The organism is Thalassotalea litorea (genome assembly GCF_043642205.1).
GTDB lineage: Bacteria > Pseudomonadota > Gammaproteobacteria > Enterobacterales > Alteromonadaceae > Thalassotalea_A > Thalassotalea_A litorea.
The window spans coordinates 1-25,512 of record NZ_JBHZSG010000046.1 but is presented as its reverse complement, the minus strand read 5'-3'; the positions used below and the strand labels follow the sequence as shown (position 1 = coordinate 25,512).

Here is a 25,512-nt window from a genome sequence, read left to right as displayed (position 1 = left end):
TCAATAAAATCTATGTTGTAACTGAACCTCTGCCCTAACTCTGAGTTGTGCACAAACTTAATGTGATTGGTATTAAAGTGAAAACGCTTGATGATTACATGCTGAATTTAATACGAATAGTTTGCCAATTTACAAATTTGACAATTTAAAGAAGATTTGATGACAAACTATCTGTTAGTTTGTCTCAAACTTACGGCTCTACGGTTTCCAGCGAGAGAATTTCAACGATTTTAGCTTCATATTCATCAACTTTATCTTCAAAAAATCCAACCTGATTCGCAACCACCGAACCATCTCGGCCAATAACAAAGCTGCTGGGCATTCCTTTGAGTTGATAGTGTTCGCCAACTTTACCGCTAGGGTCGTAAATAATCGGGAACTTCGCCGGGTAGTCTTTAAGAAAATCTTCTGCAAAGGTTTTATCTACGTCAAGGTTGATAGTGATCACCTGAAAGCCTCGATCTTGATATTTTTCCTGCATGGTGGTCATCCATGGAAAAGAATTTCGGCACGGCACACACCAGGATGCCCAAAAATCGAGATATATCACCTTGCCTTTATATTTCTCTAACATCTGATCCAATTGTTGTTGGGCAAGGTTGGTTGGTTCCGCTGGATCATCCTGGGCTTGCCCAAGAATACTGTACAGCCCTATGCCGCCAATGAGCACGGCCGTTAGCAGCATCATATAAATTGTCTTAGACATACAGGTTAAAACTCACTCATTTAATACTTAACCCAGACTACCATGAAGATAGTTGTTTTTGCTGCTCAACCGCATCCTGCTCCGCTTCTTTGCGCACTTCGTCCACTTCCTGTTGGTTCTGACAACGTTCGACAACCTGGTCGTCACGATAGTAGCGAAGATTCAAACAATCCTGTTCATAGCGACGCTCTAGTTCGGTACGAAGAATTGGTTGTCCTCGGGCATTATCTATCTGCTTTTTAAGGCTGAGGCACTCATTTTGTTGTTCGGCGCTGATGCGAATATCATCACAATTTTCACTCTCGGATGAAGAACACGCGACCAAAAACAACGTTAAAGAGATGGATAACAGGAATTGCTTCATGAAGTTCCCCTTTATTATAGGTATTTTCCGACACGCAAAGCGCTTTAGATCAACACCTCCATATAAGCTGTCACACATCGAAAATCTACTGGCTTATGCAAGGCACTCGAACAAAAAACTCTCAACTGGGCGGTATGAATATAACCAACATAGCAGTAAGCTTTCGTGCAGGCAATATTCATCCGCCTAATGTTCAGCTAAAATATACAGCAAAACAGGAGGAGTTATGATGCAGGTCGTTGATTATCAACACCCTGAGGCTGCACAACAATTTGTTGCCTCGTTAAGAGAAACAGGATTTGGGGTTTTAAAAAATCACCCAATCCAACAACAGTTAGTCGAATCTATTTATCAAAACTGGCAGGAATTTTTCGACTCTGAAGAAAAGCATAGTTTTGCCTTTGACCCGAAGAAACAAGATGGTTATTTCAGCCCGCAAATATCCGAAACCGCCAAAGGCCATAAGCAAAAAGACATTAAAGAGTATTATCACGTCTATCCCTGGGGCAGGATCCCCGCGCAATTAAAAACCGATATTCTTGATTACTATCAAAAAGCGTCTTCCCTTGCCGAAGAGCTTCTCGACTGGGTTGAAAAATACAGCCCGGACGAGGTATCGGCGCTTTATCATGAACCCTTATCCAATATGATCAAGGACACCCCAAATACCTTGTTGCGAGTATTGCACTACCCGCCATTGCACGGTGATGAACAACCTGGCGCTATCCGCGCTGCGGCCCATGAAGATATCAATCTGTTAACCATTTTACCGGCGGCTAATGAGCCAGGCTTACAAGTACAATTACAAAACGGTGAATGGATGGATGTGCCATCTGATTTTGGAAATTTGATTATTAATATCGGTGATATGCTGCAGGAAGCCAGCGGTGGCTATTTCCCGTCAACCAGCCATCGGGTAATTAATCCTGAAGGGGCCGATATGCAGAAATCACGAATTTCGTTGCCATTGTTTTTACACCCAAGATCGGAAGTGGTGTTATCCGAGCGCCATACACAGGCCAGCTACCTGCTAGAACGCCTACGCGAGCTCGGCGTTAAAGACTAATACCAATCCCATTAAGTTTGTGCACAACTCAGAGTTAGGGCAGAGGTTCAGTTACAACATAGATTTCGTTGATATAGTCATTCTATATTAATGAAATATAGGGCAGTAAATGGGCCTCTCACTAACTCTCTACGGGTGAGTTTTAAAGGCATTTATCCTGCGTTACTGATTTTGACAATGGTATAACCATTCTCTGCAATCAAAGCCTTGTCTAAAAGCCTTTAAATTCTCACTGAGTGAGCAATAATTTAATGGGGTTGGTATAATCCCGTAATCTAGCGATAAAAAAAGGGCTGATTTTTAATCAGCCCTTTTTAATACTCGTCTAAATTTAGCTAGGTAATTCCGACACTGACGCGTCCTTGCTATCCGAGGACTCCAGTTCGTCATCACCTCTGAACCAAGCCATCATGCGCTTAAACGCACGGCCGACATCTTCAAAAACAATATACAGACATGGGATTAAGATTAGTGTCACCACGGTGGCAAACAGTACACCATAGGCAAGGGAAATTGCCATCGGCACAACCATTTTCGCCTGCATACTGGTTTCCAGCATAATCGGCACCAAACCAATAAACGTCGTTAATGACGTTAACAAAATGGCTCTAAAGCGTTTACAACCGGCTTCAACCACCGCTTTGGCGGCGCTAAGCCCCGCAAGTCGTGCTTTATTCACATAATCAATCATTACCAAGGAATCGTTGACAACAACCCCAGCGGCGGCAATCAGGCCAAAGAAAGAAAAGGTACTCAAATCCAAACCATGGACCATATGGCCAATCACAGCACCAATAAAGCCAAACGGAATGACCGACATGATGATAATAGGTTGGCTGTATGAACGCAGAGGAATGGCCAGCAAACTAAAGATAATTAGCAGGGTAATGCCGGCATCTCGCATTAACGATCTTTGACTGTCAATTTCCTCTTGAATTTGACCACCAAGTTCGCTTTTTAAACCTGGGTATCTTTTACGTAATTCAGGAATAAAGTTTTCACGTATATCCTTGGCGATTTGAAATGGCTCGGCCTGAAATGAATCGACTTTCGCCCAAACATTAATGGTTCGGTTACCATTTTCGCGACGAATTTGGTTGACCCCATCAACGATGCGAATATCGGCGATTTCCGACAATGGCACCTCCGCCCCATTTGGTGCTTTAACCATTACATCATCGACATGACCAATCGAGCTACGCTGCTCTAACGGGTAACGCACCATGACTTTAATTTCTTCACCATTGCGTAAAATGCGTTGCGCTTCCAGGCCATAGAAACTGTAGCCCACCTGCTGCGCCACATCGGCCAGCGTCAACCCTAAAGAATAGGCTAATGGCTTTAAGTCAAACTGCACTTCTTTCGCGCTGTCCATGCGAGAATCATTGACATCACTGACCCCTACTAGGGTGTTTAACTTATCCTTGAGCGCTTTTGAGGCTCCCAGTAATTGCTGGTCATCCTGAGATTCAAGTCTAAAGCTAATATCACCGTCATCCATATCCGAGCCAAACAGGGTGTCCTGAATATCCAGCTCTTTCACCCCAGGGATCACCGGCAAATTAGCGCGCCAGCGTTCGGCAACTTCAAACGTCGTCAACGGTCGATCTTCAGGTCTGACTAATTTTACCGTGATCCCCGCCCGAGTTCTGTCTCTTAAATAAACCAGCATCACATCAATCATTTTAGAGCCATATTCCAACTCTAACTGACGATCTACCTCGATTAGCGACTGTTCAATTGCCCGTGCGGCATCCAATGTCGCTTGCTCTGATGCATCCAGATTCATCTCAAGATTCACTCTCGGAAAATCATGAGGAACTTTCGGCATCCCCGTCGAGCGAACCAGGCCACCACTAAATAACCCGACACAAACCATAATTAAGGCGATAAATAAACATACTAAGGCATATCGGTATTCCACGGTTTTCACCAACATAGGTCGGTAAACATTGGCAATAAAGTTTTTCAATCCCGTATCAATTTTCAATCGTAATACATCAAACGGATTGCGTGGATTATGGACCTTGGTTTTCATCGACGCTAAATGCGACGGTAAAATCAGTTTCGATTCGATTAATGAGAAGATTAAACACAGCACCACGACCATACCAATGGCTTGCCCCCAGGCGGCTTGTGGGCCATCGGCAATAACAAAAGGCATAAAGGCGGCAATCGTGGTTAAAACACCAAAGGTTGCCGGTATCGCCACCCGTTTAACGCCACGAATCACGCTGTCAATGCTGTTGCCACTTTTTTCAACTTCACTGTGAGCACTTTCACCCATCACAATGGCGTCATCGACGACAATCCCCAACACCATAATAAAAGCAAATAAGCTGGTTAAACTGATGGTGACATTAATAAATGACATTGGCATAAACAACAGCGTGCCCAAAAAGCAAACCGGTAAGCCCATCATCACCCAAAATGCCAAACGGATACGTAAAAACAACGCCAGCATTAAAAAGACTAATATCGCACCACTGGCCAGGTTGGAGATCATCATATCCAGACGCTCTTCCAGATATTCCGTTAGATCCACCCAACTTTCCAGATTAACGCCTGCGGGCAAGGTATTTTGCTTCGCGGCAATGTAATTATTAACGACATCAGCGATATCGGTAATTGACTGGTCATGCGCGGCTTTCACTTCAAACGACACCGCGTTTTTCCCGTTAAACCTTGAGTATTGGATACCTTGTTCAAAACCATCGGTGACAGTAGCAATATCGCCTAATAAGATTTTTGAGCCATCTTCACGCGTGATCAGCGGTAAGCTTTCAAATTCCTGCCCTACATAAGCCTGATTTTCGACGCGCAGATTGATATAGCCGTTTTCAGCACGAATTTGCCCTGCTGACATATTTCGCGACCAGTTGCGCACCGCGTTAGCAACATCGGTGAAGCTTAAGTTGTAGGCACGCAGCTTGTCTTTGGAAACTTCAATGGCGATTTCATAATTTAAGCCACTATTGAATTCGGTAATATTGACCAAAGGTAACTGCCGAATTTCATCATGGATTTTACGACCTAGCTCCTTCAATTGAATCTGAGTTAAATCGCCATATAAGCTAATATTCAGAACTTCCTGTTCCATTTTGACCCGTTCAACCGTTGGCCGTTCCATGCCTGCAGGAAAGGTGGAAATAGAGTCTATTTGCGACTTAACTTCTTCGAGTACGACTTGCGCATCGTAGTTGTCGTCGACACGGAACCAACCGTTAGATAAGTTACGACCCGAATAAGTGATCGTTCTTTCCAGCCCAGGTACGGATTCAAGCGCTTCTTCGACTTTAATCGTGATACCTTCTTCCACTTCCTGTGGCGCCGCGCCCGGATACGCAGCTTGATAACGTAACCAGTTGATTTCAATTTGCGGGAATATTTGTTTACGAATGGTGCCCATGGTAAGCAGACCACCAATGATGATCACCGCCATTAATAGATTCGCCGCAACCGGGTTACGGGCAAACCAGGCAATCAAACCTTTATTGGTATCATCCATTAGTTATCTCCCAAAGCGACCTGAGTTTCACTCTCATCCGTTTCGCTATCCAGAGGTTCGGCAGACTCGTCCGATAATAACGCTAACTTCATGCCAGGCAGCGGATAATCCATCGCTGAGGTGATTATGCGGTCACCGTCACGTAAGCCCTGATTGACAACCACCGATTTTCCTTGCTGACGCAGAATATTGATAGCACGATATTCGAGCTCATCATTTTTGTTCATGATCGCAATTTTTTTATCCTGGACCAGATGGCGCGGTACGATTGCCGCATCAGTAATTTTAATGCCATCGATGGTGGCATTCAGATATGTACCAAATTTGAGCGGCGTCTTTTGTTCCGTTAAGCCATAGGGGTCATTCACCTCAACAACCAAATATGACATACGAGACTGATTGTCGATAACGCCTTCTGAGCGAACAATCTTGCCTTGCCAGCTAAAATCTTTACCAACCTGGTCTGAAGTTAGGTTTACCGAACTGCCAACTCCCTGTTCATTGAGGAAACGTAATTGGTTATTTGCGACCGGTAGGCGAATTTCACCGGTATCCACCGACATGATGGTACCCATTGGATTTCCCATCCCGACAACGGCGCCAAGGCCAACCGTACGATCAGAAATCAGGGCATGATAAGGGGCAATAATCTTTGTACGGTCAAGGTTACGACGAGCGCGTTTCACCGCAGCTTCCGCCGCTTTGACTCGAGCCATCTCCTGGGCCAGTTGTGGCTTACGCAAACTTAACTCGGTTGGTGAAGTATCTTTTATTCGTTGCCATTCACGCTCGGCAACTTTGCCTTGTGCCTTTTCCAGCTCCAAAGCTGCAGTTGCAGACGCAAGGTTTGCTTCAGCATCGACAAGGGCTGCTTCATAATCACTCGGGTCAATTTGTGCCAAAAGCTGGCCTTTTTCGACGAAGCCACCGCGAACAAAGGTGTCCGAAAGCTTCACAATCTGACCACTCACCTGAGCAATTAGCTGAGTTTCATATTTGGGTTGCATCACCCCATAAGAGGACACATCTAAAGACAGAGAGCCAAGTGCGACATCCTTGACGGCGACAATAGGAACCACGTCTTCCTGTGGTTTCTCTTCCGGTGGCTTACGCATGCTGGACAGGGCTATTAAGGATCCCACCCCCATGACTAAGATCACGATTGGAAGCATAATTCTTTTGATTTTCACGGTAAAACCTCGGTATGTAGGCAATTTTCTAGGCAATATGTTACCTATTTGTAGTCAAATGTAACCGACAATTATGTAAACACTTGTAACAAGTCATTACAGTTTGTGTGGAAAACCCCTAACCCTTTGAATTAATGTAATTTTAAAGGCTAAATAATTTTTCATCTAAATCACGTTTTAAGCAATAAAATTGCGCCGAATAAACTTTTTGAACAAGGAAAAAGACTGACCTACCGAGATCGGTGATAATTTTACAATTAAGCGAAGATAACATGACATTTGTAGATTCCGCCATTTGGATAACGGTCAGCAATTTGATTTCCCGAACCTGATAAACAATGCTAGATTTAAGGTATTCGTTTCAATTTCAAAAATCTGGACGGTCATGCTTACTCGGGTACGTGTATTTTTAAAAAGCCTGCATCAAGATACAGTGGTGAATCAGGTACTTTCATTGGAAGTGGCTACGGCGGTATTACTCTTTGAAGTTATTCGCGCTGATGAAAAATACACAGATGAGGAAAAACGTTACTGCCAGACAATGTTGATCGAGCAATTCTCACTTGAGCGGGACGAAGTCGACGCCATACTAGCGGCAGCGGAAGATGAGTCATTCCACGCGACGGATTACTATCGTTATACCAGTCTGGTAAACAAGCATTTTACCCTGGGGCAGCGTATCGAGATTATCGAACGCTTGTGGCAACTGGCATTAAGTGACGGTAAATTGGATGCGATTGAAGAACATACCATACGTAAAATCGCCGATTTGCTGCACTTGAACCACCAGGAATATATTCAAACCAAACTCGCCGTGCAAAATGCCGGTTAGGTTGGACAATGCGCTTCCTGACACCCTTTTTCATAGGCATTAGGCTACGAGCCTGTTAGAATGCGCGCCTTTGTAACATTCCTTTTCTGAGTACTTCTAATGGCTGACGTTGGCAAAATCAATACCCTGAATATCATTAAGATGACAGACATCGGTGCGTATCTCGACGGCGGTGATCTGGGCGAGATATTATTACCAACCCGCTACGTCCCTGAAGACTGCGACGAAGGCAGTGCCCTTGATGTCTTTATATACTTTGATTCCAAAGACCGGCTCGTTGCCACCACTGAAAAACCCAAAGCACAATTAGAAGCGTTTGCCTATTTGAACGTAGTGCAGGTCAATAAAATGGGAGCCTTTTTAGATTGGGGATTACCCAAAGATTTATTGGTCCCATATAATCAGCAAAAAACCCGCATGGTGGTTGGCAAGTCGTATCTGGTAAAGGTTTATCGGGATCATTACAGCGATAGAATCGCCGCTTCCAGTAAGCTCGATAAATTTCTCGATATCTGGCCCGCACAATATGAAATCGGTGAACAAGTTGATTTGATCATTGCCACCAAAACCGATCTCGGTTTTAAAGCGATCGTCAACAACCGGCATTGGGGTCTGTTGTACGACAATGAAGTTTTTCAGCATTTGCGTACCGGTCAAAGCATTAAAGGGTACATTAAAAACGTGCGAAGTGACGGCGGTATTGATTTGATATTAACCCGCGGTGGCATCGCCAAAGTCAATGATTTCGCCCCGGCACTCATTGCGTATTTAAAAGCACACAAAGGCTACTGCAACCTTCATGACAAAAGCAGTCCTGAAGAGATTAAACGGGCATTTGGTGTCAGTAAAAAAACGTTTAAATCGACCTTAGGAAACTTACTCAAACATAAAAAAGTAGAGTTACTAGAACAAGGATTTCGCCTAACCGATAAAGGCAATAAGTAAGGATATAACCGGCACCAAGGCCTTGCTATTTTCAAGGCCTTTATTGAGACATTAGGCCCGATATTGGCGCTAATATTAACACCCCCATCAATAATACCAATCAGCTCCCTTTGCCATGCAGAGCACATCAGCCGATATTTGTCGCCATCAATACAGTTTTTGCTTAAGTCAGGCATACACAAATCGCTCTTCTATACTAAAAAGACCTAATAACATTAATCAGGTTCAGACATGAAAAAACTTATCTTTGCTTTGAGTGTGTTACTGCTCAGTGCCGGTTGTCAGTCAACCGCTGATCAGACTCGTGAAGAAATGCGTTCGAAGGGCTACAGTAATAGCTACGCCGATGGATTTGCCGACGGTTGTGAAAGCGGCAAGCAAGCAGGTGGCAGCTACTTCGATGAATTTCAAAAAGACAACAATCGATTCAATGCGGAGCAGGAATATGCGCAAGGTTGGTCTGACGCGTTTCGCCAATGTGAATTAAAAGAAGAAGCTGAATTGCGTCAACAACGGATGGCGATTGAATGGCAAAATATGGAAGACAGCCACAAAGACAATATTGAACATGAAGCTCTAAAAGGGCTGGAAAACGTCGATACCAGTGAGCTGAAAAGCCTGGAAAAGAATGATCCCAATTAAAACTTCACTGGTGTTTAAACTGTAGTAGCTTGTATCTGACCTGGCACTTGTAATTAACAGGGTTCGATGTGATCTGACAGACTGCAATGAGCTAGAGTCATTCAAAGCCCTATTTGGATTAGGGTTAATTAAAGATAATTAAAGTTAATTGCCGAGAAAGTCGTACCGAATTTGTCTGCAGACAACGGTTGGATTAACAGCAGGTTAAATTACAAAGACGACGTAAAAGTGAGTAAGCTGTCTAAAACAATTCCATTCCACTTGATTGAATCTTTTTTCGTCTTCATGGGGATCATTTACGTGTCGGCAGAGTTAAATAAACAAGTATTAAATTTAGGAGTACCCCTAGGAGGATTCTCCACACAAATAATTTACGCTTGTATTATGGCTTGCGCTCTTACGTTTTATGAACGTAAAAAATTGGCAAGGAAGATAGGTGAACCATAGGCTGGTTAGAGCGAACTACAGACATTCAGAGATATGTATCTTTAAAGTCTCAGTGTAGCCGCTCTTATCATTCGCTTTACCGATTTACTGCCTGAGAATTAATATATTTGCTGACTTCGGAAACCTGTGCCGAGAAACTCGCCTGAGTGGGAGGGAATTCTTCGAAACTTTTTACGAACTGTATAATCTGTGCGCCTGCAGGACCGAGCGTCCAGGAACGATTTTCTGCCCATTCGTCATAGCCACGCGCTTCGATAAAACGCTCAAACGGATCCAGTTTTAAATTGATGATGTATGGGGTTGTCATTGCCTGTTGAGTGGCTCGGAACCATTCGTGTTGGTCAATGAACAGGAATTTCCAGTCACCGTAACGCATACCATGGAACGTGGTTTCGGTGAAGTAATAAAACTCTTTGCGTTTCGATGGCCCTTTGTTGAACAGAATGTCGGTTTGATCGTATCCGTCGAGATGAGATTTTTGCTTTTTACCGGCGATTTTCACGCCGTCGACCAATTCCTCCTTGATATCCTTCTCACCGACAATTGACATGATAGTCGGCATCCAGTCTTCCATCGTCATGAACTCACCGGTGGATGTACCAGCGGGAATCTTACCCGGCCACTTGACCAACATTGGAACGCGAAATCCGCCTTCCCAGCCGCCGACGCCTTTTTCACCGTGAAACGGCTGGTTCCCACCATCGGGCCAGGAGTTAGAAGCTGCGCCATTGTCGGTGGAGAACATCACCAGGGTATTGTCGGTTACGTCGAGCTCTTCAAGCAAATCTAGCAGTTCGCCAACATCATCATCCAACTCCATCATGCCATCGGCGTAAATGCCATAACCACTTTTACCTTCGTATTCCTCGGTTAAATTAGTACGATAGTGCATTCTGGTCGTGTTATGCCAGACAAAAAACGGCTTTTCGGCTTTTACCGCATCGCTAATAAAGCGTTTTGCCTGCTCTAGTACATCCTGATCTATGTTGCGCTGCACTTCGCGGCCCCACGGGCCGAGATCTTTTATATCCTGGCCACCATCGGATCGCGCCTTGGAATGAATAATGCCGCGCATCTTGAGGTGAAAGCGTTCCTGAGTTTTATCGTCTTTCGGGTAGTCATATTGTTCCGAGTATTCGCCAGCGTTCAAGTGATAGAGGATGCCATAGAACTCATCGAAGCCATGGTTGGTGGGCAAGTGTTCATCCCGATCGCCAAGGTGATTTTTACCAAACTGACCGGTGATATAGCCCTGGTCTTTTAACATCTCGGCCAGGGTCGGGACACTCTCTTGTAGGCCTTGTTCAGCGCCGGGTAAACCGACCGTACTCAGGCCAATACGGATTGGATACTGGCCAGTGATAAACGCCGCACGACCGGCGGTGCAGGATGCCTGAGCATAATGATCCATAAAGATCATGCCTTGATTGGCAATCTTATCAATATTGGGAGTACTGCCTCCCATCATGCCTCGGTGGTAGGCGCTGATGTTCCACATACCAACATCATCACCCCAAATTACTAGAATATTAGGTTTATCTGCAGCGATTGTAGGAGTGGACATCACGAAGAGGGCAATTATAAAACCTCGTGTAAATCGTTTTATATTGAGCATTATCATCTCCCGAATGAATTTGAAACATTAAGAACAACAGATTGTTGTTCATTGAATCCATTCAAAAGATTTCCTGATTAGCAGATAATAATAGTACAACTTTAGATAACTAATTGAGCAAACGTTAAAGTATTGGTGACTCTCCCGACAAAGATAGATTTTTAGCGTCAAAAAGCATCGTATATTAGCAATTGCTAACGGACCGAGTTTGGCACAGGCCGTGTGAAAACTATTTCAATGTGAAAAATTAAAGGATGCTACGTAAAGCTTTTCCCTTTATAGGGGGAAATCGTCGCAGAATTAAATCTCAGACACGAAATGGAGTAGTTTTTCTCGATTTTTAGGAGCTAATTTTAATATTCACACTGTCTGGGCAAAAATCGGTCATAGCCTGTTTATCTGATCTCGGATTAATGTGATTGTCAGGTTTGATCTAGACCTATTATTCGCACCTGACAGTTCGAGTTGAGACTCATACATTTAAACCGTTAGCTTGTTCTCCGCTCGTTTAATACCTTAACGTATTTAGCTCCTATAATTATATTTAATAGATAAACTACGATCACTAATGGCATTACGTAGTAGACATCTTCGAAAGTGAGCAACCTGAAAAAGACTCCGATCATTGTCAGGCTTAGGATTGATGTCGTGATAAAACCAACATATTTCAGCCATCCCGAATATTGGCTAACAATCAGACCAATTCCAAGCACCCACAGTAAATTAGCGACGCTAAATATCCACAGAGCTATCTGAAAAAGCGTATTATACCCTTCCTGAGTTCTCGCTTCGGGATACCCGGCCAGCATCACCCCATACATAACAATATAAATGACATGAGCAATTGCTACTAAGTACCAAGAACTATTCTCTTTTGCAAAATGAAAAGACGACCAGGCTAAGGCAATTGCTGCTGTGAGCTCAAATCTCCAAATAGTCGCAACGAAATTCCAGTTTGACATCAATGCTTCCAATCGAATATCCCAATCTAGGGAGGTTGCATTTGCTTCTTCATAAGGGATTAACATCAAGACCACCATCAAAATTGAACCGAGTATAAAAGTGTAGCCAGCTGCCTTATCCATTTTAATTCTTCCCTAAGCATTAGTGTGGTTAATAAATACCTTAGCCTCTTCAATTAGTTATCGCAATTCAATATAGAGATACTCAATTTCTTTATAACTATAAAACAACAAAGGCACCCAGAGGTGCCTTTGAAAAGAGAGGTTTAGAGGTTAAAAGCGCGCTCTTACCCCTAATGTGATACCACGGCCAGGGAGTGGTGCAATGTCTTTTAAGAAGGATGAATGCACTCGAGCTTCGGTATCAAACACATTGTCGACCTTCAAAAACAGCACCGTGTCATCGCCAATACCATCTAAGTAATAGTTTGCATGTAAATCTACCATGGTATAACTATCGGTTTCGGTCTCAAGTGAAGCAAGCTGATCCTGCTCAAAATAATGGGTTACGTTTACTCCGGTTTCAAAATTGCTCGCCTGATATTGTAAACCACCACCGATACGCATTGGAGGAATACGGGGCAGATTACCACCATCAGCAAGCTTGGCGCGAATATAGTCGGTAAAGACATTCACTTTCAACGGTTCACTGAACTGATAAACCATTTCCGCTTCGAAACCATACATATCCACGTCGTCCTGACGATATACAAAAATCGGCAAGCCCTCTTCGTCATGGTCGTGCTCTTCCATTTCCGCTTCTTCGTGCTCTTCTGATTCATGTTCCTCATGCGCTTCTTCGCCATGGTCATGGATGCCACTATCTTCAAACAGCAAGCCTGTATCCTGTTGATAATAGAAATCTTCAGAATGGTTGTAAAATACGCTTGCAACAAAACCGAAATCGCCCGAGAACTTGCGCCAGGTCAAGTCAAGATTGTAAGAGGTTTCAACATTTACATCCTGATCGGACAATTCAATATGATAGCCATCGTCTTCTTCATGTAACTCATAAAGTGCGCCTAGCTCATAGCTGTTGGTGCCAATGTGCGGTCCATTAGAAAATAGTTCTGCTGCAGATGGAGCACGCTGAGAGAAAGCAAATGAAAGACCCAGGTTATAACCTGGCTGGTAATCCCATACCAAGCCAGCCGACGCACTGATTGGCGTAAAGTCCTGCTTGGAAAGTTCTAACTCCGTGTGCCCTTCGTGGTCTAAGGACTCATCCATCTCATGCTCGTGGTCTTCGTGCTCGTCATGGACGTGAACCGGATCAAGCGTTACATGCTCAATACGAGCACCGACTTGCAATAAGACATCACCAAAGTGTTTTTCTTCTAGCCAGGCAAATGCCAGAGTGTCGGTTTTTGATGGCGGAGTAAATGCTTCATCACCGGTAGCTTCAAAATCCGATTGCTTGTAATGCAATGTCCAGGCACCTTTAAAACCATTGTATTCGCGATGATACAAATCGAATTTGGCTTCCCAAAGCTGGTTTTTAAACGTTGTGCCTACCTGACCATCTTCGATTTCCTGATGCTGATAATCGGTGTAAGAGACTTTGGAAGCAACACGGTTAAGAAAGTTATCGTCAAAACGAAGATCACTTAGCATCTGGAAACGATCTTGAGTTAAGTCACCAAATACCTGTTCTTCATGGCCTTCTTCCTCATGCTCTTCTTCGATGAGCATTTCGTCCGCATGTTCGCCATGCTCATCATGACTCGCATGCGAATGCCCAGGGATGCCGTATGTGCGGTCAGTATGGCCATAGGAAAAGCCGACAAAACCATTGTCCAGCAGATAGCTTGTACCTACCGTAAAGCCTTTGGCATCGTTTGAGCTATTCGCAAGACGACCGCTTTCTTCATGTTCATCATGCTGATCGTGCTCATCGTGCTCGTCATGACCATCTTCTTCATGCTCGTCGTGTTCAAGCTCGGCCGGGCCCGGGATTTTATAATCATTGGCTTCACGCCAGAATCCATCGAAGTGAATCGCAAAAGAATCGGTACCGGTATTAATATCAATGGTTGCTAAATCTTCGTCGGCAACACTGTTGTGCTGCAACGAAAAGCCAACACTTTGCTCCAGTTCGGTTGGTACACGGTTATCAACAACATTGACGACCCCACCAATCGCACCACTACCGTAGAACAAGGTAGCAGGCCCCCTTAACACTTCGATTTGAGTTGCTGTCGTGGTTTCAGTTGATACGATATGATCGGGACCAACACGAGATGCATCACCGGCATCTAATCCATTTTGAGTGATCAAAACTCTTGGGCCATCAAGGCCACGAATGATTGGGCTACTGGAAACCGGTCCAAAATACGACGAATGGACACCGACTTCATGTTTAAGGGTTTCGCCGAGAGTAGACGCCTGCTTTAAACGCAGTTCATCAGCGCTTAATACGTTCACCGGTAGTGCCGATTCCATGGTTGATGTGTGCAACGGTGTTGCATATACATCCACCACATCCATCACTGAAGGTGAAAGTTTCACGATGACATTATCAACATCATTACCGGACAATGTCAGGTTACGGTTTTTATGGGTGAAATATCGGGCTTCGACGTGTAATTCGGCAGTACCGTCAGCCACGTCGGTTAATGTAAATAAACCGTTTTCGTCGGTCACGACACGATTTTGAAGAATGCTCACTTCGGCATCGGCGATACCTTTACCTTGAGTATCAACTACCTGACCTGAAATTGTCGCTGCCCATGCTGGAGTTGCCATTGAAAAGGCCAACGCAGTGGCCGTATATAAGCGATTGAAACGCATACTAAATCCTGAAAAAATAAAAAAAGGGAACCAGAGGCATCGTAGGTAACGAGCAAATGCAGACACACTGTCTGATTTGATTTGCGCAGTTGTACTTTATTGGTTAAATATTACCTTGATTACGAGCCCATTAATGTTGAGTTCAGGAAACGTGCGGCGGGCCTCGGCAGGTTAGAGTACGACACAGGGTCGAGGTATAAACAGGTTGTACCGACGCTAAGACATGCTCGGTGGTATGTTGTGCAGAGCGTTCAAAGCCGGCAGTATCCGGTTTATCAATGTCCGCAGCAAACTGCCAACAGACCTGACAATGCATATGATTTGACGATGCATCATGACTGGCCTGATGATGACTAACATAAAGCAAGGCAACCAAAAACAAGCCAATAAGCAACCAGCCATTACTCTTTTGAGTGGTGGCGAGTCGATTGGAATTTTGCGTTAATATCGCAGTCATGTTTATTGGATTACCGTTATTTATTGTCAGCAGGCAAGACTGTTAATGGTTTTGATAACACAGCCCTGTACATTTAATTGTTATATTATCACATTCATTAACCATTAATAACAAGTATAATAGTAGTCAAATGTTTAACTTTCTCATCTATACTCATCCGTCCAGTCGTGCTAGCTTTATCGTTAATGATAAATTGAGTGTGTTGATTGTGACCTATGAGCGAACCTGACAACGTATCTGAACGTGTTTCTGAACATCAAAATCTGACAGATAATGCCTTGCGCCATCCGGTAGATCTTACGATCAAGAACGACATCGCTTATGTCACCTTAAATCGCCCAGAAAAACTCAATGCGTTAGATCTGGCAACCTTCAAGTCGCTCGCCAGTATTGGTCGCACATTACGAAAAAACACGCATATTCGCGGCGTTATTCTGCAAGGGGCGGGGACAGATTTTTGCAGTGGAATTGACGTAAAGTCTCTTATGAAAAATAGCAGTGCGATGCTAACGCTGCTGAAAAAATGGTTACCCGGATCAGCCAATCTGGCGCAACAGGTGAGCACTAACTGGCGTAAAATTCCCGTCCCGGTGATTGCGGTTATTCAGGGACGTTGCTGGGGCGGTGGATTGCAGATCGCTCTGGGGGCAGATTTTCGCTATGTCAGTGCCGATGCAACACTGGCGGTGATGGAAAGCAAATGGGGGTTGATCCCGGATATGGCCGGCAATATGGTGTTGCGAGAGATAATGCCTAAGGATCAGGCGCTGCGTCTGGCGATGTGTGCAGAACCGATCTCAGCACATCAGGCAATGGAGATGAATCTTATCACTCAGGTCTGTGAGGCGCCATTACAGGAAGCACAACACCTACTTAGTCAGTTAACTCACAAATCTCCCGATGCTCTGGCTGCGATTAAGCGTTTATATACGCGCAACTGGCAAAGCCCCGACTGGAAAATGCTGATGATGGAAACCTGGTATCAAATTAAGATTATCACTGGTAAAAATCAACGTCGCGCGGTAAAAAAACAATTGGATCCCGACAATGCCAAGCCATATCAGCCCAGAAAACGCTGGTAACGCACGTTATTGATACTTGCAATATCTCGTAAATACATAGATTCAACTATTGTTAATACACGTATTTCGCTTGGATGGTACACATGACCGCGGCACAAGAGACACAAGATACGCAGGCAAAATTTAGCCATAAGAATCCCACTCATAAAGAAACTGTCCTGAAGTTTCTGGCCTTAGTCGCCATTCTGGTTGCTTATTTCATATATATGAGCATCAAATACGATGCCGCTACGGGCTTTGGCCTGGCAATATTGAGCTGGAGTTTCTTTGTGCTTTGCACGCCAGTGGCCGACGGAGGATTTATACTGGCATTTCCAATTCGCTTATTGTTTGGTGTTAAAATGGCAATAACCCAGGTGGTTATCTGGTTTGTGGCCATTGCCATCAACCTTTACTATGTATTTGCCAGCCCACAAACGTATCAACTCACCCTGCTCACCGGCTTGCTGGAACAGATCCTGACTCAACCCTATCCGTATTGGAGCATTTTGCTGATTAGTGCGATGGGAACGTTTTTGTCGATATACTTTGGTGATGAAATGATGGATGTCACCCATCATCAGCAACGAGAAAAGCATCACCAACATGGTTTGAAGTATCGTATCTTGCTGGTTTTGGGTTTAGGGATATTAACCGTTTTTGCCTATTATCAACTGCTGAACTCTCTCGATATTCAAATGCCACAAGGCTAAAATTCAATTCCATACAGGTCAGGGGTAATTACCAAGACTTTAAAGCGTTCAGTATCAATAAGTTAGAAAACATCCCAGGGGTACACTGACCCCAAAACCCCCCTGTTCAGGCACCCAATTAGGCGCCTACATCATCATTACTTTTTCAGTTCAAAATAGTTACTAAACAGCTTATACAGCTCTGTCCCCTGATTCACACTCGCCGATGCAAAATGCAAGATTGGAATAACTGTTTGGTCTAAGCTCAGATAGTGCAAGGGATCTGCATCGGGGTCACCGTAGTTATCCATTCTTAGGATCCTTGCTAGCGCTTCACCCGGTGCCAGTGGCTGTCCAAATTCGGCAAGATAATCCACCATGCCACCCATTGGCGAATAGAACACTTTATAATCCTTTAGGTAACACGCATACCGTGTCATTTCCTGAGGTTCGAAGCCATTATCCGCAATACTGCCTTTGGCTTGTAAATAACTCAGAATGCTTTTGGCATCAATCAGGGCTTCATCCAAATCAATCAATTCCTGAGAGCCTAATTCAACCGTAAAACTTTCTTTGTTAAAGCTCAGATCGCGACCAATATTTTTATAGGCTTGTTGTAAATCCCACCATGGACAAAATGTCGCTTCATCCAAAGCGCCGGCAAAATCATTGGGAATGAGTATGGTATGAGGGATATCAAAGTAACGGGCACTGTCTCTGGCATATTCCGGGCAATATAAATGCTTAGAAGAAATCGGTCCGGTGTGTAGATCCAAGACTAAATCCGCCTGCAATGCCATACGTTGCAACTGATAGGCGATTCTGCGTCCGGTGGTTAATCCGAAAATATTATGATCGAGTTGATCGTCAATATCATCCAGCATCCACTGCCGAAACTCGCGGCGAATGGTATCGTTATCCGCATCGGGATATTGCTCGACAAATCGCTGCGGCAGATCATCATTGAAATGATACATCCGATTCCAGTTAATCCCGGTAATGGGATCAAAACGACCTAATGTGTATTCGCCATTTTTATGATTACAGCCCACGGGGTTTGCGTAGGGCACTAACGTGATATCGCCATACAATTGCTGTTGCTGTAACAATTCAAGCAACTGATAAATGACCGCATTGCCCTGCACTTCCGCGCCATGAATATTGGCCTGAATATAGACACTGGGTCCATGCCCCTGACCTTTTAATCGATATACTGGAACGGTTAATTCAACGCCGCTGGCCATTTCGCCAACATTTAAGATTTGTTTTTCTACCACGATGCAGTTTGTCTTCTTAGTGTTATAACAAAGCAGGAAAGCGCCTTAACGAATATTAATCCGCTAAGGCGTGTGTGTTTAATTGCGATGCATGCCAACTAGCCACACTAGCATCGGCATCAAGAATATTTTGATGATTGCTAAGTTCAATGTGGGTTAGTGGTGCGCGGAGAATTGGCGATGCAATCATGTCTTTGAGATGTAACAGCACCTTCACCGGAATTGGATTGGCTTCACAAAACAGCGCATTGGTTGCATTATACCAAACAGGGAATAGTGATTGCGTGTCACCAGCTAACGCTTGTTTCACGTAAAGATTAGTCGCTGCTGGCCAGACATTGGAACATACCGAAACCAGACCCACAGCTCCTGCGGCGGCAAGATAAGGCATTAACGCATCTTCACCGCTGTAAATTGCAAGTTCAGGTGCAGCCTGTCGATAGGCAAGAAATTGATGAATATCGCCACTGGCTTCCTTCATCGCCCAGAAATTTGGATGATCAGCAAGATTCGCAACCGTTTGCGTAGGAATATTAATACCGCTACGAGATGGCACGTTGTATATCATGCAAGGATGATCTGCAGCATCCAATAAATTTTTGAACCAATGGGTTTGCCCTGCAACCCCAGGCTTGGCATAAAATGGTGTGCCAAGTAAGTAAGCGTCCACATTCAGACGATTACAATGTTTAATCCAGGTTAACTGCGCCGGCAGATCCGCGCCACCAACGGCAACCATAATTGGCACACCGGGTTTTAACTTGCAGACGTAATCTACGATTTCCAATTGTTGTTCCGGTTGAATCGCCAAACCTTCACCGGTACTTCCCAACAATAAAATGGCATTGCCCGCGTCACTTTGCTGACCCACTAAATGGGCCAGACTATCAAAATCGATAGCACCTAACTCATCAAAAGGCGTGACTAATGCCGTCCATGTTGAATAGTCGGCCAGTGTATACGTGTTTGTCATATTAAACTCTTTTTAATACTTCCTACGTCAAGTGCTCTGTGGCCTTTGACCAAACTCTGATCGCAAAACATCTAACGACATTGCAATCAGTTAATATAAAAATCATTACCGGGGGAATTTTAGGTGTTTGCCTGACGATAATGTCACGCAAAGACCAGAAGTTCTCCACCGTATGTTGGTGACAGCTGCCAGGATTCAGCCTGGTCAGCCGGTAGCATGATCATCAAAAATCACTTCAACGCCTGTTGAAAGCATTGCCACCTCGGCGTTAATCCCCCTCATTATCCTTCGTCGGAGTTTGATCTCCTCCAGATAACTACCTGGTTAACGCTCCTCTTCTGGCCCTCTTTAGAAGGGCTGATGTGCCATATTGGTTGCTGTTTTTGCCGCTAAACAAGCGTCAAACAAAATATAGACACATATAAGCGCTATTAAAGCACTAGATGGGTGACAATTCAACCTGCTTTTTTGTATAAATGCCGCGAAAATACCGCTGGATAGTTAACACCATGGTGTATTTCGTCGTTTATTGCCTGCTTAGCAGAAACTGACTCATACTTAGTCAGTGAGTCCGAGTATCAACGCATTAACCTGTTATTTTCTTTACTGTTGCGCTTTACTATTTCTCATAAACTAAAGAAAATACCCGCAAATTATTTCAGGATCACCACAATGGCCATCTCCACACGTTCGACGCTTTCCAATCCGTCACAGTTACTGCTGAAAAACGACGACCTGTTATCGGCGACATCGGCGCTATTGGTCAATTGCCCGGATCCTGAATTTTGTCGACAAATGCAAAGCTTAAATCCAGACGCATTGATCAGCGCCTTTAATGTTAATTTTGCCGAGCATCAACAGATCGCCAACGTTGCCAATATCAATGCCCAGTTTAGTGAGTATTATCAAACCGAAAAACAACACGATTTGATCATCATTTACTTCCCCAAATCAAAGCACGAGTATATTTATTTACTGAGCATGTTAGCGTCAGTGTTACATAAAGATGGTCTGGTGTTAGTGGTCGGTGATAATAAAGGTGGTGTTAAATCGTCACAAAAACTTGCCACCAAGCTGACCAAGGATTATCAAAAACTCGATTCGGCTCGTCATTGCAGTCTGTTTTCCTGTACCTTTGCAGAAAACATTGCGCAATTTTCTCTGCAGGACTGGGTAAGTAGCTTTGCCATAGAGTTTGCCGGACAAACACTGCAGATCCAATATTTGCCAGGTGTATTCAGCCGCGGTGAACTGGATAAGGGCACAGCGTTATTACTCAACAACCTACCAAGTTCTATGCACGGTACGATACTGGATTTTGGCTGTGGCGCCGGGGTGATTGGTGCTGCCATAGCATCAAGATATCCGGACACCGATGTTCATATGCTCGATGTAAATGCGATGGCATTAGCCAGCGCCCGTATGACGCTTGAGGCGAATGGCCTAAAGGGCAAGGTCTTTGCGTCTGATGGTCTGTCGCATGTTTCGCAACAGTATCAATATGTGGTTTCCAATCCACCATTCCATCAGGGCATCAAAACCCATTACGCCACTACCGAAACGTTTTTAACGGATATCCGCAAGTTTATCCATGGCAAAGGCCAGCTCACGATAGTCGCAAACAGTTTTCTCAAGTACCCGCCAATCTTAAAGCAACACTTTAAGCACTATGAGCTGAAAGCTACAGGCCAGGGATTTAGTATTCATCACTGTGATTAATGAATGCGCAAAACAAAGCGATACGAAATCTGTGCACAAAACTCTCGAAAAACACCCCGAAAACCGCCAACGAAGGTGTTGAAAAAGGCCCGTAAAGGGTCTTAATTACACTTAGTTGCAATTTGATTAACTCACGATTAACAATTAATTTCCCAAGTATTCAACATATCATTAACTCAATCAGTGAGTTATCACTACATAGGTGACAAATTTGTTGATTTCTTGCTGTACATTTTTACAACAATTTCACCATTGTTTCCCATCCTGATTGCTTTATCATTACCCCATCGAATTAACAGCCACGCCACAACCAAAAGGCTCAGTGGGAAAATGCGCTAATAATAGGACGAATATTGAAAAGGAAAATCATCTGGGCAGGCGTGGCTGGATCCTATTAAACATGGTTAGAGGTAGAAATGATTAAAGAAGCAAATATTTTAATTGTTGAAGATGAAGACGTAACTCGCTTGAGCTTACAAAACTTATTTGAAGGTGAAGGGTATCGTACTCATCTCGCCGCTAATGGTGAAGAAATCTTAGCGGTTATCGAATCGCATAACATTGATTTAGTGTTAATGGACATCAATCTGCCAGGTAAAAACGGACTGATACTGGCGCGCGAAGTACTACAAAAGCATCAGGTCGGCCTAATGTTTGTCACCGGTCGTGACAGCGAAGTTGATAAGGTGCTTGGTCTGGAAATTGGCGCTGACGATTACATCACTAAGCCATTTAACCCGCGTGAGCTCACCATACGTGTCCGTAATCTGTTAAATCGCCTGAGCCGCACTGATACCGGCGCGGTTACAACAGAAGGTGATACTGAAGTAATTCAGTTTGATAACTGGAAGTTGGATCCAAATTCTCGTCAGATGATCGCACCAAATGGTCAGAAAATTGCGATTCCACGTGGCGAATACCGTGCCTTGCGCTTACTGATGGAAAACAGAGGCAAAATCGTTTCTCGTCAAGAGCTTATCCGTCGCATGACGGGCCGAGAGCTACGCGAAAACGATCGAACGGTTGATGTAACCATTCGTCGCCTGCGCAAGCACTTTGAAAGCGATGATCAAAGCCCTGAATTTATCAATACCATTCACGGTGAAGGTTATCGTTTCGTCGGAAATTTAGATAGCTAATCACAATTGAGTGATTAATCAGATTGAAAGGGTCTGGGGAGACTTACTGGAGTGATGGTTAAGAAATTAATTTAGCCATTGCTCCAGTGCCTTTAAGGCCTGGTCATTTTTCACGATTAAATTCATCAGTTGTTCAGACAACTCGTCAAAATCTGCTTGCGAATACTCTAAATCACTGGCTAATTGATATACTTCTTTTAAGCCGGTATTGCCCGATGCAGATTTAAGAATGTGGCAGTTTTCCTGCCATTGCGGGTAGCTTTGCAACTCAATAGCCTGTTCCAGCTTTTGAAAATATTTAATCGCTTGCTCTCTGTATAAATCGACATTTTGCATGAACGCTTCATGCCCAAGGACATCACGATATTGGCTTATTAAGGTTTTATCTAATACGTCCATAATGTTCGAATTTCTCTGGCTAGATAATAAAAATCTAGCAGTTATATTGAAAGTGGCGAGTACTTTATCAATTTAGTTGGCAGTGTATGGTCAGTTTTACTTAAATAACCAGAGTGAAACGCCCGTAAATATTGATTTTAATCGACATTTGATCCAGAATACCCGACCTTTTTACTAGGGCATAGCAGTAGAATGCTTTTTAGATGCCTTATAAATTATACAAGCCTTTGATTACCCGGTTATTGCAACCTGGAATAAGGCACAACAACTGATGACAAAACGCGGAGAAGTAATGCCAACATCAATGCCTGATATCGCTAACCACACTAATGCCCAAACCGAGGGTACCCTGGATCGTGTTGGTATGGGGAATATTGAAATGCCAATCATGCTAGCAGCGAAAGATGAAGCTGAACGCATGGTATCAGCGCACATCGACGCGTTTGTAAATTTAAAAGAGCCTAAAGCGAAAGGCATTCACATGTCGCGACTTTACTTATTATTGGACGAGTTGGCGAGCAATAACACCTTAAATTACCAGTCATTAGTTACGCTATTGGACGAGTTTATCAGCTCGCATCACGATTTAAGCGATACCGCTTTGGTTAAGTTTCAGTTCGACTACCCGATGCGTCGTGAAGCCTTAATCAGTGGTAAATTGGGCTGGCGTGTTTACCCGGTAACCATTACCGGTAAGCTTGAGCAAGGCCGATTCGATATCGAGTTGGGTATTGATATCGCCTACTCTTCAACGTGCCCGTGTTCCGCAGCGTTAGCGCGTCAGTTAATTCAAAAATCGTTTACCGAAGCGTTTGCAGACAAAGATAACGTTGCTGCTGAAGAAGTACATCAGTGGCTAGGTACGACTCAGGGAATTGTAGCAACACCACACAGTCAGCGCTCCATTGCTGAAATTAAAGTGAAGCTAAACAGCCAGGTAAATAACTTTCCGATCACTGACATCGTCGATACCATAGAAAACGCGTTGCAGACCCCGGTTCAGGCAGCAGTGAAACGAGAAGATGAACAAGAATTTGCGCGTCTGAACGGCCAAAACCTGATGTTTTGTGAAGATGCCGCCCGTCGCGTTCAACACGTGATGAATCAGGTTAATGGTTACGATGATTACTGGGTTAAAATTAATCATCTTGAATCCCTGCACGCCCATGATGCAGTGGCAGTAACCACGAAAGGTATTGCTGGCGGATATACGCCAGAATAAAACCTCGCGTTAACCGTATTTAAAAAAAGGTTGCGATTACGCGACCTTTTTTGTGCCTGCTGTGCACCAATCCATTGACCCTGCCCTGACATTAACTCTGGCATTCACGTGTCACTTACCAACATTTTCACATAGCTTGCCCCCATACATTAATACCAATCCCATTAAGTTTGTGCACAACTCAGAGTTAGGGCAGAGGTTCAGTTACAACATAGATTTCGTTGATATAGTCATTCTATATTAATGAAATATAGGGCAGTAAATGGGCCTCTCACTAACTCCCTACGGGTGAGTTTTTCATTATGCGCCGTCGCCAAAAGCGAGTTTGCGTCAGTCAGTCTTATCCGATAAATTAACTAGGTAGTAAACGGCCGAGTTGAGCGATCTACAGTCATTCAAAATCTTAAAAAAGGATGTTTATGCAATCAATGATACTGCTAGCTGGTACAGTCATTTTTAGCATCATTTACCTTCTTATCGGCCCCCGTGATTTAGATGCTAATTTTCCTTATTTGGTATTTATTGAGGCTTGTCTCTTTTCTCTTATTATTTGTACTTCACATACAATTCAGCGCAAAAAAATAATTCTTATATTTCCTATCCTAGCAGGGCTTCTAAATCTGATCTTATTCGCAGTTTGGCCTTTTATTCTAGCTGTTCCATCATTAATTATTGAAGCATTCGATTTTTCGATGGCAGTCAATTCGATGATTGGATTCGCTGTGTATTCTGCTATCGGTTCTATAGCGTTTTGTGCTTTAGTCGACCTAATGATCCAGCCAAACTACTTTTCTTATAAGGCTTATGTTTATACCGCCGTATTAAGTTTAACTGCTGGTGTTCCTTTCCTTATATTTGAGAGTTACTTTCTGGTTATTCACAAAATCATATGGTTTTGCAGTTTCTCGGCTGGTTTGATTTTAGCAGAGCAGCATAAAGAGCCTGAGCCTATGTCACTTATTAAAGATAATTAGAATATGTAACCATTGGGAATAATTGCGTCTGTTGTAGCAATCCGGTACTTTGGTAATCAGCCAGGGGCTGTTTAGAGCGAACAGCAGTCATTGAGATTATTGTAAAGTAGTCAATAAAGAGAAGTGAAAATGGAATTGATTAAAAATAACTTCACAGGGAAAACACCACTTTGGCAAGTTTTTTGGGTTCAAAATATATTGTTGGGAGGGTTGCTTCAGCTACTTGTTGACGCATTGGCACCTCAATTATCTACTATATCAACCATCGTATTATTATCTATTGTCGTTTCATATGGTATTTGGGTTATGGTTGGAATGTGGCAATGCGCATTTAATGCTCGGTGGAAAATATGGGGTTATTTGATTCGAGGACTATATATTGCGATTTTGGTAATAGTTGTCGTAACTTATTTAAGAAACTTATAGCCCACCAGAGTGTCAGTTTGGGCTGCAATGAGCGATCAACAGACGCTCAACCATCTGGTTAAAGTATGTTGCTTGCATAGTCAGTAAGGCGACCTAATCGCTCGTT

The 25,512-nt window shown here is 43.7% G+C and carries 22 protein-coding genes and 1 riboswitch; of the genes, 11 read left to right on the top strand and 11 right to left on the bottom strand.

Annotation, left to right across the window (positions count from 1 at the left end):
- Positions 1 to 190: 190 nt before the first annotated feature.
- Together ACHUFQ_RS14925 and ACHUFQ_RS14920 are read right to left on the bottom strand one after the other, a co-directional pair.
- Entirely contained in the window at positions 191 to 706 is a 516-nt protein-coding gene (locus tag ACHUFQ_RS14925; RefSeq protein ID WP_394176642.1) for a TlpA disulfide reductase family protein, read from the bottom strand.
- 37 nt (positions 707 to 743) lie between these two features.
- Positions 744 to 1,070, bottom strand: a complete 327-nt coding sequence (locus tag ACHUFQ_RS14920) for a hypothetical protein (protein WP_394176641.1) — start codon at positions 1,068 to 1,070, stop codon at positions 744 to 746.
- A 226-nt stretch (positions 1,071 to 1,296) separates the two neighbouring features.
- On the opposite strand from ACHUFQ_RS14920, the gene ACHUFQ_RS14915 reads away from it, so the two are divergent.
- A complete protein-coding gene (locus ACHUFQ_RS14915) occupies positions 1,297 to 2,136 on the top strand; it encodes an isopenicillin N synthase family dioxygenase (RefSeq protein WP_394176640.1) in 840 nt (279 codons plus the stop codon).
- A 331-nt stretch (positions 2,137 to 2,467) separates the two neighbouring features.
- Here the strand turns inward: ACHUFQ_RS14915 and ACHUFQ_RS14910 are convergent, their stop codons facing one another.
- Both ACHUFQ_RS14910 and ACHUFQ_RS14905 read right to left on the bottom strand, forming a co-directional pair.
- Entirely contained in the window at positions 2,468 to 5,644 is a 3,177-nt protein-coding gene (locus ACHUFQ_RS14910; RefSeq protein WP_394176639.1) for an efflux RND transporter permease subunit, read from the bottom strand.
- On the bottom strand, positions 5,644 to 6,834 hold the full coding sequence (locus ACHUFQ_RS14905) for an efflux RND transporter periplasmic adaptor subunit (protein WP_394176638.1): 1,191 nt from the start codon (positions 6,832 to 6,834) through the stop codon (positions 5,644 to 5,646). Before ACHUFQ_RS14905 ends, ACHUFQ_RS14910 begins: the two co-directional genes overlap by 1 nt.
- 385 nt (positions 6,835 to 7,219) lie before the next feature.
- Between ACHUFQ_RS14905 and ACHUFQ_RS14900 the strand changes: the two genes are divergently transcribed.
- The 3 genes from ACHUFQ_RS14900 to ACHUFQ_RS14890 all read left to right on the top strand — a co-directional run bounded on the left by ACHUFQ_RS14900 (position 7,220) and on the right by ACHUFQ_RS14890 (position 9,253).
- Positions 7,220 to 7,666: a tellurite resistance TerB family protein gene (locus tag ACHUFQ_RS14900; protein WP_394176637.1), complete on the top strand. Its 447-nt coding sequence runs from the start codon at positions 7,220 to 7,222 to the stop codon at positions 7,664 to 7,666.
- Positions 7,667 to 7,765: 99 nt separating this feature from the next.
- Complete coding sequence (locus tag ACHUFQ_RS14895; RefSeq protein ID WP_394176636.1) at positions 7,766 to 8,611, top strand: CvfB family protein; 846 nt, start codon at positions 7,766 to 7,768, stop codon at positions 8,609 to 8,611.
- A gap of 231 nt (positions 8,612 to 8,842) precedes the next feature.
- Positions 8,843 to 9,253 (top strand): hypothetical protein, encoded by a 411-nt coding sequence (locus ACHUFQ_RS14890; RefSeq protein ID WP_394176635.1) that lies wholly within the window; start codon positions 8,843 to 8,845, stop codon positions 9,251 to 9,253.
- A 523-nt stretch (positions 9,254 to 9,776) separates the two neighbouring features.
- Here ACHUFQ_RS14890 and ACHUFQ_RS14885 read toward each other — a convergent pair.
- From ACHUFQ_RS14885 to ACHUFQ_RS14870, 4 genes are all read right to left on the bottom strand, one after another.
- On the bottom strand, positions 9,777 to 11,264 hold the full coding sequence (locus ACHUFQ_RS14885) for an arylsulfatase (RefSeq protein ID WP_394176634.1): 1,488 nt from the start codon (positions 11,262 to 11,264) through the stop codon (positions 9,777 to 9,779).
- Between the two features lie 539 nt (positions 11,265 to 11,803).
- Positions 11,804 to 12,400 carry a hypothetical protein gene (locus ACHUFQ_RS14880; protein ID WP_394176633.1) on the bottom strand — a complete coding sequence of 199 codons (597 nt, stop codon included), beginning with the start codon at positions 12,398 to 12,400 and terminating at the stop codon, positions 11,804 to 11,806.
- 150 nt (positions 12,401 to 12,550) lie between these two features.
- Entirely contained in the window at positions 12,551 to 15,067 is a 2,517-nt protein-coding gene (locus tag ACHUFQ_RS14875; RefSeq protein WP_394176632.1) for a TonB-dependent receptor, read from the bottom strand.
- Between the two features lie 142 nt (positions 15,068 to 15,209).
- Positions 15,210 to 15,524 (bottom strand): hypothetical protein, encoded by a 315-nt coding sequence (locus tag ACHUFQ_RS14870; protein WP_394176631.1) that lies wholly within the window; start codon positions 15,522 to 15,524, stop codon positions 15,210 to 15,212.
- Between the two features lie 215 nt (positions 15,525 to 15,739).
- Here ACHUFQ_RS14870 and ACHUFQ_RS14865 point away from each other — a divergent pair, with 215 nt between their 5' ends.
- Both ACHUFQ_RS14865 and ACHUFQ_RS14860 read left to right on the top strand, forming a co-directional pair.
- Positions 15,740 to 16,606: a crotonase/enoyl-CoA hydratase family protein gene (locus tag ACHUFQ_RS14865; RefSeq protein ID WP_394176630.1), complete on the top strand. Its 867-nt coding sequence runs from the start codon at positions 15,740 to 15,742 to the stop codon at positions 16,604 to 16,606.
- 83 nt (positions 16,607 to 16,689) lie between these two features.
- Complete coding sequence (locus tag ACHUFQ_RS14860) at positions 16,690 to 17,298, top strand: hypothetical protein (protein WP_394176629.1); 609 nt, start codon at positions 16,690 to 16,692, stop codon at positions 17,296 to 17,298.
- Between the two features lie 137 nt (positions 17,299 to 17,435).
- Here ACHUFQ_RS14860 and ACHUFQ_RS14855 read toward each other — a convergent pair whose 3' ends face one another.
- Positions 17,436 to 18,521, bottom strand: coding sequence for a succinylglutamate desuccinylase/aspartoacylase family protein (locus ACHUFQ_RS14855; protein ID WP_394176645.1), 1,086 nt, complete (start codon positions 18,519 to 18,521; stop codon positions 17,436 to 17,438).
- Positions 18,522 to 18,609: 88 nt separating this feature from the next.
- Positions 18,610 to 19,527, bottom strand: a complete 918-nt coding sequence (gene dapA / locus ACHUFQ_RS14850; RefSeq protein ID WP_394176628.1) for a 4-hydroxy-tetrahydrodipicolinate synthase — start codon at positions 19,525 to 19,527, stop codon at positions 18,610 to 18,612.
- 150 nt (positions 19,528 to 19,677) lie between these two features.
- Positions 19,678 to 19,873, bottom strand: a riboswitch (Lysine riboswitch).
- 326 nt (positions 19,874 to 20,199) lie between these two features.
- Here dapA and ACHUFQ_RS14845 point away from each other — a divergent pair.
- Positions 20,200 to 21,246 (top strand): methyltransferase, encoded by a 1,047-nt coding sequence (locus ACHUFQ_RS14845; protein ID WP_394176627.1) that lies wholly within the window; start codon positions 20,200 to 20,202, stop codon positions 21,244 to 21,246.
- Between the two features lie 419 nt (positions 21,247 to 21,665).
- Positions 21,666 to 22,385, top strand: coding sequence for a two-component system response regulator ArcA (gene arcA, locus ACHUFQ_RS14840; protein WP_394176644.1), 720 nt, complete (start codon positions 21,666 to 21,668; stop codon positions 22,383 to 22,385).
- Positions 22,386 to 22,451: 66 nt separating this feature from the next.
- On the opposite strand, the gene ACHUFQ_RS14835 is transcribed toward arcA, so the two are convergent.
- On the bottom strand, positions 22,452 to 22,784 hold the full coding sequence (locus ACHUFQ_RS14835; protein ID WP_394176626.1) for an Hpt domain-containing protein: 333 nt from the start codon (positions 22,782 to 22,784) through the stop codon (positions 22,452 to 22,454).
- A gap of 292 nt (positions 22,785 to 23,076) precedes the next feature.
- Between ACHUFQ_RS14835 and folE2 the strand changes: the two genes are divergently transcribed.
- From folE2 to ACHUFQ_RS14820, 3 genes are all read left to right on the top strand, one after another.
- The gene (gene folE2, locus ACHUFQ_RS14830; RefSeq protein ID WP_394176643.1) at positions 23,077 to 24,006 is read left to right on the top strand and encodes a GTP cyclohydrolase FolE2; all 930 of its coding nucleotides are present in this window, start codon (positions 23,077 to 23,079) and stop codon (positions 24,004 to 24,006) included.
- Positions 24,007 to 24,425: 419 nt separating this feature from the next.
- Positions 24,426 to 24,980, top strand: coding sequence for a hypothetical protein (locus ACHUFQ_RS14825; protein ID WP_394176625.1), 555 nt, complete (start codon positions 24,426 to 24,428; stop codon positions 24,978 to 24,980).
- 129 nt (positions 24,981 to 25,109) lie between these two features.
- Positions 25,110 to 25,406 (top strand): hypothetical protein, encoded by a 297-nt coding sequence (locus tag ACHUFQ_RS14820; protein ID WP_138320661.1) that lies wholly within the window; start codon positions 25,110 to 25,112, stop codon positions 25,404 to 25,406.
- The last annotated feature ends 106 nt before the right edge of the window (positions 25,407 to 25,512 follow it).

Coding starts and splice junctions, on each gene's coding strand:
- ACHUFQ_RS14875 (WP_394176632.1), bottom strand. CDS start 15,067: ATGCGTTTCAATCGCTTATATACGGCCACTGCGTTGGCCTTTTCAATG.
- ACHUFQ_RS14915 (WP_394176640.1), top strand. CDS start 1,297: ATGATGCAGGTCGTTGATTATCAACACCCTGAGGCTGCACAACAATTT.
- folE2 (WP_394176643.1), top strand. CDS start 23,077: ATGCCAACATCAATGCCTGATATCGCTAACCACACTAATGCCCAAACC.
- ACHUFQ_RS14835 (WP_394176626.1), bottom strand. CDS start 22,784: ATGGACGTATTAGATAAAACCTTAATAAGCCAATATCGTGATGTCCTT.
- ACHUFQ_RS14870 (WP_394176631.1), bottom strand. CDS start 15,524: ATGACTGCGATATTAACGCAAAATTCCAATCGACTCGCCACCACTCAA.
- ACHUFQ_RS14865 (WP_394176630.1), top strand. CDS start 15,740: ATGAGCGAACCTGACAACGTATCTGAACGTGTTTCTGAACATCAAAAT.
- dapA (WP_394176628.1), bottom strand. CDS start 19,527: ATGACAAACACGTATACACTGGCCGACTATTCAACATGGACGGCATTA.
- ACHUFQ_RS14825 (WP_394176625.1), top strand. CDS start 24,426: ATGCAATCAATGATACTGCTAGCTGGTACAGTCATTTTTAGCATCATT.
- ACHUFQ_RS14845 (WP_394176627.1), top strand. CDS start 20,200: ATGGCCATCTCCACACGTTCGACGCTTTCCAATCCGTCACAGTTACTG.
- ACHUFQ_RS14920 (WP_394176641.1), bottom strand. CDS start 1,070: ATGAAGCAATTCCTGTTATCCATCTCTTTAACGTTGTTTTTGGTCGCG.
- ACHUFQ_RS14900 (WP_394176637.1), top strand. CDS start 7,220: ATGCTTACTCGGGTACGTGTATTTTTAAAAAGCCTGCATCAAGATACA.
- ACHUFQ_RS14820 (WP_138320661.1), top strand. CDS start 25,110: ATGGAATTGATTAAAAATAACTTCACAGGGAAAACACCACTTTGGCAA.
- ACHUFQ_RS14885 (WP_394176634.1), bottom strand. CDS start 11,264: ATGTCCACTCCTACAATCGCTGCAGATAAACCTAATATTCTAGTAATT.
- ACHUFQ_RS14880 (WP_394176633.1), bottom strand. CDS start 12,400: ATGGATAAGGCAGCTGGCTACACTTTTATACTCGGTTCAATTTTGATG.
- ACHUFQ_RS14860 (WP_394176629.1), top strand. CDS start 16,690: ATGACCGCGGCACAAGAGACACAAGATACGCAGGCAAAATTTAGCCAT.
- ACHUFQ_RS14855 (WP_394176645.1), bottom strand. CDS start 18,521: ATGGCCAGCGGCGTTGAATTAACCGTTCCAGTATATCGATTAAAAGGT.
- ACHUFQ_RS14895 (WP_394176636.1), top strand. CDS start 7,766: ATGGCTGACGTTGGCAAAATCAATACCCTGAATATCATTAAGATGACA.
- ACHUFQ_RS14890 (WP_394176635.1), top strand. CDS start 8,843: ATGAAAAAACTTATCTTTGCTTTGAGTGTGTTACTGCTCAGTGCCGGT.
- ACHUFQ_RS14910 (WP_394176639.1), bottom strand. CDS start 5,644: ATGGATGATACCAATAAAGGTTTGATTGCCTGGTTTGCCCGTAACCCG.
- ACHUFQ_RS14925 (WP_394176642.1), bottom strand. CDS start 706: ATGTCTAAGACAATTTATATGATGCTGCTAACGGCCGTGCTCATTGGC.